Raw genomic sequence first — 11,856 nt, forward strand, 5'->3', positions numbered from 1 at the left:
CTCTTATAATAAGTATTTTATTTTATTTAAACTATATTTCAACTAATAATCGCTTAATTCATTTTCAACTAAATCAACTAAAGCTTGAACAGCTTCTTTTTCACCTTCTCCTTGAGCTTTTATAGTAATCTCATCACCCTTACCAGCACTCATAGAAAGTACAGACATAATAGATTTAGCATTATAAGATCTGCCATCTTTTTCAACATTTATATCACAAGCATGTTTCACTGCTTCTCTAATAAAGATTGATGCAGGTCTAGCGTGTAAACCGATTTCATTTACAAGCGTGACTTTTTCCTCGTACATAATTCCTCCATTAATTCGTTGCTATTTCAAAATAGTATAATCTTAGACTTTGTTTATATAATAGATTCTTTAGTTATTATTATACACGTTTTTATAATAAAAACAATAGCAAACGATTTTACAAAATCTTTCTTGCATTAATGTATAAAATAACTCAGCCTATATACTATCATTTGTAATCTTTTCTAGAAATTATTATATCACTAAAAAAATATTTGACAAAACTTTTTTATATATTTTCGCAAAATAAATATAAAGAGGGTCATTATCCCTCTTTATTTTATCCATTTATAAATCAATCTAATCTTTTTAATAATTCTAATAAGAATTTATAGTTATTTTTAGTAGATTCTATATTAAGCCTCTCATCTGTAGAATGAGCACCTTCAATCTCTGGACCAAATGATACCATTTGGGTATCTTTTAAATCTTGTTTTAAAAGTCCACACTCAAGTCCACCATGAGTTGTTAGAACTTTTGGATTGTATCCAAATAAGTCCTTCCATGTTTTAATCATTTTCTCAAGTAATATACTGTCTTCTCTTTCCCATCCAGGATATTCATTGTGACAATATAGTTCTGCCCCATAGACTTTAACTTGCTTTTTAATTTGGTCACGTCTTGCTCTTTTTGCTGATGTAACTTCACTTCTAGTAAGTACTATAAAAATAATCTTATCCTCATCTTCATCAATAAGACCAAGGTTTGAACTTGTTACAAGAGAGCCCTTATATTTTTTGACAACTCCATCAGATACTGCTAATACTGCATCTGTCATTCTTTGAGATAAATCCTTTGATAAAACTTTACTTCTCTTTTCTACACTTTTAATTTTTATCTCACCCTTTGGATCAGAACCTTTATATTCATGAAGAATTTCTTCTTTTACTTCTTCTAACTTTTTAAGAGATTTATCAAGGTTTTTAACTTCTATTATAGCCCTACTTTGGGATGGTATAGCATTTCTCTTAACTCCACCTGAAACTTCTGCAATTCTTACATCTTCTAGACTATCTATCATACGGAAAAGTCCTTTAATAGCATTTAGTCTATACTTATCAATTTCCATTCCTGAGTGACCGCCTTGGAAATTCTTTAGTTCAATTTCTACAAAGTCTCCATCAGATTTTTCATATTCTTTATCAAATGAAAATTCTATATCCATTCCCCCAGCACATCCTACAGTGAGAATTCCATTTTCTTCACTATCTATATTTAATAGATATTTTGGATTTTCTAGTTTATCTGTATCTAAGTTATTAACACCAACCATTGATGTTTCCTCACCTGTAGTTATGAGAACTGAAATTGGACCATGTTCTATCTTGTCATCATCTAAGATAGCAAGGGCAAAGGCTAAAGCTATCCCATCGTCTGCTCCAAGTGTTGTAGCCTCTGCTGTAAGCCATTGTCCATCAAGTAAAAGTTTGATTGGATCTTTTTTAAAGTCATGATCTGATCCATCTTCTTTCACAGCCACCATATCCATATGACCTTGAAGCAATACTGAAGGATAATCTTCATAACCTGGACTTGCTTCTTTTTTTATAAAAACATTTAAGACATCATCTTGCCAATATTCTAAGTTTCTTTCTTTAGCAAAGTTTACTAGGAAATCTGATATTTCCTTTTCATTTCCACTTTCTCTTGGTATTTTGGATATTTCTCCAAACCAATGAAATACTTCTTTTGGTTCTAAATCTTTATATTCCATATTACCTCCTAATTCCTACCAATACTATACTAGTATTGACTAAAATATAAAAGCATCTGACAAAGTTGAATCTCCCATAAGTCTTTTATTTGCCCTATATTCTAATATGTAGTAAAATTTTTATATAAAATTAATGTGGAGAGATATATGATTAATACTTATTTATTATGTGGAGGTCCTTCAAGTGAGCATGATATTTCCCTAAGGAGTGCCCTCAACATTTCAAAAAATTTAAACAAGGACAAATATAAACTAAAAATTGTTTATGTTAACAAAAAAGGATGTTTTTCAAAAGCTTTTGACTTTTATGAAACAGATGATGAATTTGACTTAGTTAAGGATTGTAAAGATAACCTTATTGAATCAATCTCTGATTTCTTATTAGATATAAAAGACCTTGATAAGGATAAATTGATGATAATTCCATGTATCCATGGAACATATGGCGAAGACGGAACTATTCAAGGTTTTTTAGACTGTCTTGATGTTGCTTATATTGGAAATGGTCTTTTATCATCATCAGTATGTATGGATAAGGTTACAGCTAATGATATTTTTGAAAAAAACAAATTATCACAGGCAAGATACCTTTATGCAAAAAAAGATTCTTTTGATGACAATTTTATAAAAAAATGTGTAGAATATATAAAATTTCCTATGATTGTAAAACCTTCTGCCAATGGTTCATCAGTAGGAGTAAATAAGGCAGAAAATATTGAAGATTTAAAAGAATATGGAAAAGAAGCACTAAAATATGATGAAAAAATTCTTGTTGAAGAGGCTATTCTAGGTCAAGAAGTTGAAATCGCAGTAATTGGAGATATTAACCCTAAAGCAAGTAGACCAGGTGCCTATACAACTGACCATGTATTTCTAGACTATGATGCCAAATACTTTGATAAGTCTACCAAAGAAGCCCTTCCTTATGAAATGGATGAAGATGATGAAAAAAGGCTTAAAGACTTTGCAATAAAATGCTATAAGGCTTGTGATTGTGAAGGATTTGCAAGAGTTGACATATTTTATAGAGACCATGACTTCTTTATAAATGAAATAAATACCTTCCCAGGTTTCACACCTTCATCATTTTTTGCAAGACTTTGTGAAATTTCCTTTGGCCTAAATTTTACAGAAGTTTTAGACCTACTTATAGATGAAGGTTTTAAAAGATATAAAAAAGGAGTTTTAAATGATTGAAAGAACGCTAGGTCACATTTGTAAGATGCTTGGTGGAGAAATTTCAGATCCATCATCTTCTGATGTTATTATTAGAGGAGTTTCTATAGACTCTAGAACTATACAAAATGGAAATCTTTATATACCCATAGTTGGTGAAAAATTTGATGGTAGAATCTTTATAGAAGAATGTGAAAAAGCTGGAGCTCCTTGCTTTTTGATAGATAAAAATTTCAAGGTTCCAAAGTCAGTCACTATTCCATATTGCATAGTAGATGATACAAAAAAAGCTCTCCAAGACTTAGCCAAAGCTTATAGGAATGAACTTGATATAACAATAATTGCCCTTACAGGTTCAAATGGAAAAACTACAACCAAAAACCTAATACATGCAGTATTATCAGAAAAGTACAGAGTTGAAAAAACTCATGGCAACCTAAATAATGAAATAGGTGTACCAAGAACTATCCTATCATTTTCAGATGATACTGAGATAGGAGTTGTAGAAATGGGTACAGATGATTTTGGAGAAATATCTCTTCTTACAAACATTGCAAGACCTGATATAGCAGCTATAACAAATATAGGTGATGCCCATCTTCTTAAACTTAAAACAAGAGAAGGCATTGCAAAAGCTAAGTTTGAAATAATAGAAGGTTTAAAAGAAGATGGATTATTTATCTACAATGGTGATGACGAAATCCTAAAAAAGGTATTTCCAAACTATAAGCTATCACAAAAAGTCCTAACTTTTGGTCAAAATGATGATGTCGATTTTAAGGTTAAATCTTTAAGTCTTACAAATACTTACACAAGATTTATCTATAAAGATGAGGAATATACCGTTCCACTACTTGGAGCCCACCAAGTTTATAATGCAGCCTTGGCAGTTTTGATTGGAAAAATCTTTGAGCTTTCATACAAAGATATTAACAACGGCCTACTAAAAGCAAGTAATACTGGAAATAGAAATGAACTTATCCAAAGAAATGGCTTTGATATCCTTAATGATGCCTATAAATCTAATCCTCAATCCTTAAGAGAAGGGCTAAATCTTGCAGGAATACTTGATGGATACATGAACAAAATCGCTGTATTAGGAGATATGCTTGAACTTGGAGAGGATGAAGAAAAACTTCATTATGAGTCAGGTCTTGAAATAGATCCTAAAAAAATTGACTATGTTTTATTCTATGGACCTCTTTCAAAACAAATGCACAAGGCAAGCCTTAAAAACTTCTCAAAAAATAGATCTCTTCATTTTGAAAATAAAGATGATTTAATTGACAAGTTAAAGCAAATAATAACAAAATCTAGCCTTGTCTTTGTAAAGGGGTCAAGAGGGCTTCATATGGAAGAAATTATAGAAGCAATTTATAACTTTAGGATATGATTAATATAGAAGTAAAGTTAATGGAGGAATTATGATATACACAGTAACTCTTAACCCGTCAGTTGACGTATTTTTAGAAGTTGAAAATTTTAATTTTGGTGATAAAAATCACGTTTCTAATGAATTTACCCTTCCTGGTGGAAAGGCCATCAATGTTTCTAGAGTTTTAAATCAACTTAACATACCAACTATTGCAACTGGATTTATAGGAGGTCATCAAGGAGCTTTTATAGAAGAATGGTTAGAAAAAGATAAAATCATGACTGATTTTGTTGAAATAAAAGGCTCTAACAGAACAAATATCAAGCTTTTGCTTGATAAAAATGAAACCACAATAAATTCTAAGGGGCCATATATAAGCCATGAGGAAATAAATGAACTTCTTTATTATTTATCAAGGGTTGGCGAAGGTGATACTATAATAATGGGAGGCTCTGTTCCACCTTTAAAAGACAAGTTGGACAATGATATATACTCAAGAATGGTATCTATAGCTAAAGCAAATAGGGCCAACTTTATAGCTGATATTCCAGCGGAATATTTGAAAGACGTTATAAAAGAAAAACCTATCCTTGTTAAGCCTAATAGTGATGACCTAAGTATAATTTTTGATGTTAAAATAGAATCTCTAGAAGATATTGATAAATACGGAAAAAAAATCATAGAAATGGGTGCTCAAAATGCTATAGTATCCTATGGTAAAAAGGGTTCCATGTTCTTTACAAGGGATGGACATTCCTATGTAGCTGAAGAAATTGAAATCAAAAATTTAGTTAATTCTGTATCTTGTCGTGATGCTATGATAGGTGGATTTATTGGAACATTTGTAAGAACAAGTGATCCGCTTGAAGCATATAAGGTAGCGGTTGCTGCTGCTACTGCAACAGCAGAGGTATTAGACTTACCAAGCAGAGAAGAAATTGAAGAAAAAATCAAGAAAGTTGTTATTAATCAATTTTCTTAAAACTTAAGAACTGGAGAAAAAATGAATAAAAAAACAATAAGTATAATGCTAGCCTACGTAGGTGTACTTACAGGAGCAGGACTTGCAAGCGGACAAGAGCTTATGCAATACTTTATATCCTTTGGCACACCAGGACTTTTTGGACTTATTATAGTCGGCGTTTTGCATATACTTATAGGCGGTATTATATTACAACTAGGAAGCCATTATTTAGCAGAAAGCCATATTGATGTCCTTGATGAAATATCAAATAAATATGTGAGTAAATTTATGGACTTTTCCCTTATAGTAAACTGCTTTTTGATGGGATTTGTAATGATAGCAGGAGCAGGTTCAAATCTTAAACAACAATTTGGTTTTAAGGCTTGGGTTGGTGCTCTTATTTGTACCTTACTTATAATCTTTGTTGGAATGCTAGACTTTGAAAAAGTAACCCAAGTTATAGGAGCTTTTACACCACTTATAATTATTTTTGCAATAATCGGAGCAATCTTTACATTTGTTAAAGTAAAACCAAATTGGAATATGCTTAATTCGCTAGGAAAATCACTTCCTAATCCCCTACCAAATATAGGGCTTTCTACAATTAACTATTTTGGTCTATGCATGATGAGTGGCATATCAATGGCATTTGTACTAGGCGGATCTAGAACAAACTCGGCTAAGGCTGGAATTGGTGGAATGTTGGGAGGACTTTTAGTAGCAATACTAACTGGACTTGTGGGATTCACCCTATTTTTTCAGCTGCCAAATGTAAAAGATTCTGATATACCTATGCAAATAGTTTTAGAGGAAATTCACCCATACCTAGGGTTGTTAATGTCAATAATAATATTTGGAATGATATTTAATACTGCCATATCCTTATTTTATGCTGCTGCAAGAAGATTTTCTGATACTGAAAATAAATCTAGAAGAAATCTTGTTATCTTTACCCTTATAGGATTTGCCCTATCATTTTTAGGTTTTAAACAACTTATGTCAGTTCTTTATCCAATATTAGGATTTTTAGGAATGTTCCTTACTACAATTCTTGTTTTATCATGGTTCAATGAAAGAAAAGAAATTAAACATGAAATGAGAAGAAGATTTGGCATTAATGTCCTAACTAAGAGAAAACTAGATGATAGTGAAGAATTTGGAAAAGTGGAAAAAGAAAAACTTGATAGACTTATTGAATCTTCAATAATAGATAATAAAAATATCAAAGAAGCTGTTAATGAAGAAGTAAAAGAAGATCTTAAAGAAAATGAAAAAAACAATTAATCTATAAATACAATAAAAGGGGCTGTTGCAAAATTAATAAATTTTGCAACAGCCCCTAATTTTTATAATTAATATTTACCTAGATACCCATTATGATTTTTGCAACTTCAAAGTAGCATAATAAACCAATTGAGTCTACTATAGTTGTTATAAGTGGGCTTGCCATAATGGCTGGGTCAAAGCCGATTTTTTTGGCTCCCATAGGAAGTAGGGCTCCTACAACCTTTGCTATAACTATAATAATAAATATGGTTAGGGCAACTATAAGAGAAACTTCAGAACCTACCTTATCAAATAACATACATTTACCAAAGGCAACTATAGCCATAACTAAACCTATCATTAGTCCTATTTGAAGTTCCTTAAATACCACCTTATACCAATCTTTAAGCTCAACATCACCTGTAGCCATACCACGAATAACTAGAGTTGATGATTGGCTTCCTGCATTTCCACCTGAGTCTGTAAGCATAGGTATAAACATATTAAGAGCTATAATTGACTCTATAACCTGTTGACTTGACTTGAGTATAGTTGATGTAAAAGAAGCTGATATCATCAAAAACATAAGCCAAGGAAGCCTATTTTTGGCAAGCTTAAAGGCTGATGTTGTAGAATACTCTTCTTCGTCTGGAGTAATAGCTGCCATTCTTTGGAAGTCCTCTGTAGCCTCAAGTTCCATTACGTCCATGATATCATCTACTGTGATAATTCCTATAAGACGTCTTTCACTATCTACTACAGGAAGAGCAGTAAAACCATACCTCATAAAAGTTTTGGCAACCTCCTCTTGGTCCTCATAGGCTTCTACACTAATAACATCTTCATACATCAAATCTTTTACTTTGGTATCTGAATCACTAGTTACAATAAGTCTTAGTGAAACATATCCTAGTAAGGACTTTCTCTTACTAGTTACATAACAAGTATATATAGTAACTTTTGTTGAACCAACCTTTTTTATCCTATCTAAAACTTCTTTGCATGTCATTTCTGGTTTTACTTCTACAAATTCTGTAGTCATCAAGCTTCCGGCAGAATCTTCTGGAAATTGCAAAAATTCATTAACCTTTTTACGAGTTTCTGCGTCAGAGTTTTTAAGCATCCTCTTAACTACAGTCGCTGGCATCTCTTCAAGAGTATCTATTACATCATCGAAGTTCAATGCGTTAACTATAGAATCAATTTCAGGATCTGTTATAGAGGTTAAAAGTCTGTGTTTACCCTCATTTTTTAGCTCTGCAAATACTTCTGCTGCATCGTCTTTTCTAAGCAATCTGAAGACAATCAAAGATTGTTCATTGTCAAGATCTGACATAAACTCTTCTATATCTACTGGATTAGTTCTCCTAAGGGAATCCTTTAAATTAGGAATATCCTTAGCCCTCAAAAGCTCTTCAAGCTCTGCAATTCTTTGCTCACTGTTGTAGCTTTCCATATTATCATCCCTTTATATCTTCTAATAAGACCTCTAGGGCCTTTTGAAACTGTTTATCCTTATCAAGATTTTCTATATCTAAGCTAAAGTCTTTGTCATTATCAACCTCTACGTCAGGTTTTACACCAATTTTATGGATTTTAGTTTTGTTTGGTGTAAAATATTCACTAATTGTAATCTTTACACCAGTTCCATCTTCAAATGGGAAAATTTTTTGAACAATTCCCTTACCAAATGATGTTTTGCCAACAATCTTAGCCCTAGCTCTATCTTTAAAAACTCCCGCCAATATTTCAGAAGCTGAAGCGGAATTTTCATTTATAAGCACTGTCATAGGGGTAGTATCAGCTTCACTATCGCTTTTTTCTACTATTTCTTTTCCCTTTTTATCTACAGTAGATACTATAACTCCCTCATCAAGAAATGTATCAGCTATAGCCAAACACACATCTAGGTTTCCACCTGGATTATTCCTTAAATCAAGTACAATACCATTTACATTTTGAGCTTTAACACTTTGAAGTTCTTTTGCAAAATCTTCCTTTGTAACTTCTTCAAATTGTTTTAATTTTATATAGCCAATTTTCTTGTCATCTTTTTCTACGATTTTACTATCAACTGTATCAATCTTAACATTTTCTCTTTTTACATTAAACTCAATTTCTTCAGTTTTTCCATCTTCTTTGAGTCTTAGGACTGTAATCTTAACTTCACTTCCTACATCACCTTTAATCTCGCTTACTGCCTTTTCTAATTCATTTGCACTATAAGACTTATCTCCGACCTTTGTAATGTAATCTCCAGATTTTATCCCAGCTTTTTGTGCAGGAGAATCATCAAATACAGAAATAGCCTTAATATAGCCTTCTTCACTTGCTTGGACAATTACACCAATTCCTGCATATTCTCCATTAACACTTTCCATAAGCTTGTCAAATTCTTCCTTACTATAAAAAGAAGTATAAGGATCATTAAGACTTTCAAACATCCCTCTTAATGATCCATCATATAACTTACTCTCATCATAATCAAATAAGAAATTTTCATCTATAAGCTTTTTCATGGCATCCATCTGAGCCATATGTTTTTGATTTTCCTCACTCATCATAGGGTTATCATTAGATGAGTTTTTGCCCAGAGTAAAACCAGTAAAGCCTACAGCTATAGTTAGCAAAAAAGCTAATAAAACTTTACCTATCTTTTTCATAATACCTCCATACATCTATATTAATTTACTTAAATAAAAAATAAATCCCTTGTATTATTATATTTTAACACATAGAGATTTTTTTTAAAACAAAGTTAAGTAATAAAAGAATTTAGAATTTTGGCTAAAATACACTATAATAAGATATAAAATAAATATATGAAAAAACTTACTTATATGAAACTAATCTGACGAAAAATCACTAAATCCATAAATATATCTTTAAAAAATATAGTAATAGGATATAATAGCAAATATATTTAATTTAAAATAATATTATATTAACTATTTTTCATTTCATATATTTATTAAAATAAAAATCTTATAATATTAAGTATTTTATTAGAGTTCTCTATACCTATCACAAATAAGCTGAAAGCAAAAATAAAGCATCTTAACTAAAATATCCTCTTTGATTTAAGAGGACATTTTAATATATACTTTTAAAATTTTATTAATATTTAAATTCAAAATACTTTTCAACGAAATTTTGTTGAATAGTTGGTTTTAAGTTCTCCTTTGCTTCTTCTCCCTTAATCTTTTCTACTAATTTTAAAGCTAGATAAATTGTTGTAGCAGCTCCTCTGGATGTTAAAACATTACCATCTTCTACCACTAACTCATCTTTTTTATATTCTCCAATATCTTTAAGTTCGTCTTCTATAGATGGAAAAGATACACATTTTTTATTTTTTAATACACCTGCCCTATCTAGAACTATTGGACCTGCACAAATCGCAGATATTATTTTTCCTGTATTTTCAAAGTTTTTTACAACTTCAATAACCCTATCGTCATCTCTTAATCTTTCAGCTGCCTTTGTACCTCCTGGTATATAAATAGCAGAGTATTCATCGTTATTTATCTCATCTATTCTCTTATCTGCCTTAATAATAATATCATGAGAGCCACATACATTGAGATCATCTTTTATAGAAGCTGTATCTACTTTTATATCAGCTCTTCTAAGATAATCCACTACTGTAAGAGCTTCTACTTCTTCACAGCCGTCTGCCAAAAATACTAATACTTTTTCCATAATTCCTCCTTTAAAGTTTTCATTATACCTATACCCAAAAAATATTTTTTACAAAAAACCGAAGCTTAGGCCCCGGTTTTAGTAAATGTTATTTTCTTCTTTTTTTGCTAACAAATAAAGCAAATGTACTCGCTATAAGGATTGCAATGATTGCACTTATACTTGTTACACGAGATTTGATATTTTCTGATTTAATTTCTTCTTTAATTTTCTTAAATTTTTTAGTATTTTGAGTTTTTTTAAACTTTTATTTTCTTTAGCTGATATCTTATCTTTATTTATATTGTCTGTAATGGCTACTATATCATAAATTTCTTTTAACCTTTGGTAATCATTTTCTAATCTTTCAAGCTCAGCTATCTCTCCTTTCCTTGATTATAATAAGGCTATAGAAACTCAATAAATTATTTATTCATATTATAAGATATTAAATTATATATATTATTATATCATAAATATCTAAAAATCCTATATACATATTCTCCTTATAATTGTAATTCAATATAAAAAAAGAAGGTCATATGACCTTCTTAAAAATTATAGATTAATAAAAATCTTATTTATTTTTTCTTTTCTTTGATGCAAAAAGTCCACTAACAGCGGCAGCTATTGTTGCAACTATACCAGTAGCTGATCCTACTCCTGTTTTTACATTATCAGATTTTTTAACATAATCATTTTTGATTGCTGATTTTTCAGATCTTCTCTTTGGAGATTCTTCTCTTCCTGTAGCTTTGACTTTTTGTTCAACTAAATCACTACCATTAATAGTATCTACTGAATTATCTGGATAGGTGATTGTTGCTGTTCCATCTTTGCCTACTTCGACTTTTGTTCCTTCTGGGAATTTGTCTTTGTTTGCTTCCTCGATTTTCTTCTTAACTTCTTCTTTTTCTTTGTCAGTTAAGTTGTTTTTATCTTCGACTTTTGTCTTTTCTGGAATTGATGGATCGATTTTTTCAGCGTCTGTTTTTGCTTCTACTAAATCACTACCATTAATAGTATCTACTGAATTATCTGGGTAGGTGATTGTTGCTGTTCCATCTTTGCCTACTTCGACTTTTGTTCCTTCTGGGAATTTGTCTTTGTTTGCTTCCTCAATTTTCTTCTTAACTTCTTCTTTTTCTTTGTCAGTTAAGTTGTTTTTATCTTCGACTTTTGTCTTTTCTGGAATTGATGGATCGATTTTTTCAGCTTCTGTTTTTGCTTCTACTAAATCACTGCCATTAATAGTATCTACTGAATTATCTGGGTAGGTGATTGTTGCTGTTCCATCTTTGCCTACTTCGACTTTTGTTCCTTCTGGGAATTTGTCTTTGTTTGCTTCCTCAATTTTCTTCTTAACTTCTT

General features: G+C 30.9%; 9 protein-coding genes and 1 pseudogene. 4 read left to right on the forward strand and 6 right to left on the reverse strand.

Features of this window, described 5'->3' with window-relative positions:
* Positions 1 to 42: 42 nt before the first annotated feature.
* Positions 43 to 309 (reverse strand): HPr family phosphocarrier protein, encoded by a 267-nt coding sequence (locus HV819_RS07135; protein WP_154541690.1) that lies wholly within the window; start codon positions 307 to 309, stop codon positions 43 to 45.
* Positions 310 to 604: 295 nt separating this feature from the next.
* Positions 605 to 2,023 (reverse strand): beta-Ala-His dipeptidase, encoded by a 1,419-nt coding sequence (gene pepD / locus HV819_RS07140; RefSeq protein ID WP_176269850.1) that lies wholly within the window; start codon positions 2,021 to 2,023, stop codon positions 605 to 607.
* A 147-nt stretch (positions 2,024 to 2,170) separates the two neighbouring features.
* Here pepD and HV819_RS07145 point away from each other — a divergent pair, with 147 nt between their 5' ends.
* The 4 genes from HV819_RS07145 to HV819_RS07160 are packed head-to-tail and all read left to right on the forward strand — an operon-like array spanning position 2,171 to position 6,822.
* Positions 2,171 to 3,220, forward strand: a complete 1,050-nt coding sequence (locus HV819_RS07145; protein ID WP_176269851.1) for a D-alanine--D-alanine ligase family protein — start codon at positions 2,171 to 2,173, stop codon at positions 3,218 to 3,220.
* Positions 3,213 to 4,592, forward strand: coding sequence for a UDP-N-acetylmuramoyl-tripeptide--D-alanyl-D-alanine ligase (locus tag HV819_RS07150; RefSeq protein ID WP_176269852.1), 1,380 nt, complete (start codon positions 3,213 to 3,215; stop codon positions 4,590 to 4,592). The genes HV819_RS07145 and HV819_RS07150 overlap by 8 nt, the downstream gene beginning before the upstream one ends.
* Positions 4,593 to 4,623: 31 nt before the next feature.
* Positions 4,624 to 5,556 (forward strand): 1-phosphofructokinase family hexose kinase, encoded by a 933-nt coding sequence (locus tag HV819_RS07155; RefSeq protein ID WP_154541682.1) that lies wholly within the window; start codon positions 4,624 to 4,626, stop codon positions 5,554 to 5,556.
* Between the two features lie 21 nt (positions 5,557 to 5,577).
* Positions 5,578 to 6,822, forward strand: coding sequence for a YkvI family membrane protein (locus HV819_RS07160; RefSeq protein ID WP_154541680.1), 1,245 nt, complete (start codon positions 5,578 to 5,580; stop codon positions 6,820 to 6,822).
* A gap of 79 nt (positions 6,823 to 6,901) precedes the next feature.
* Here HV819_RS07160 and mgtE read toward each other — a convergent pair whose 3' ends face one another.
* The 4 genes and pseudogenes from mgtE to HV819_RS07180 all read right to left on the reverse strand — a co-directional run.
* On the reverse strand, positions 6,902 to 8,260 hold the full coding sequence (gene mgtE / locus HV819_RS07165; protein ID WP_154541678.1) for a magnesium transporter: 1,359 nt from the start codon (positions 8,258 to 8,260) through the stop codon (positions 6,902 to 6,904).
* Between the two features lie 4 nt (positions 8,261 to 8,264).
* Positions 8,265 to 9,467, reverse strand: coding sequence for a S41 family peptidase (locus tag HV819_RS07170; RefSeq protein WP_176269853.1), 1,203 nt, complete (start codon positions 9,465 to 9,467; stop codon positions 8,265 to 8,267).
* Between the two features lie 454 nt (positions 9,468 to 9,921).
* Positions 9,922 to 10,506 (reverse strand): DJ-1 family glyoxalase III, encoded by a 585-nt coding sequence (locus HV819_RS07175; protein ID WP_154541674.1) that lies wholly within the window; start codon positions 10,504 to 10,506, stop codon positions 9,922 to 9,924.
* A gap of 556 nt (positions 10,507 to 11,062) precedes the next feature.
* A pseudogene (locus tag HV819_RS07180) lies at positions 11,063 to 11,856 on the reverse strand (adhesin); the annotation flags it as partial.

It is taken from the genome of Anaerococcus faecalis (assembly GCF_013371425.1).
Lineage (GTDB): Bacteria > Bacillota > Clostridia > Tissierellales > Peptoniphilaceae > Anaerococcus > Anaerococcus porci.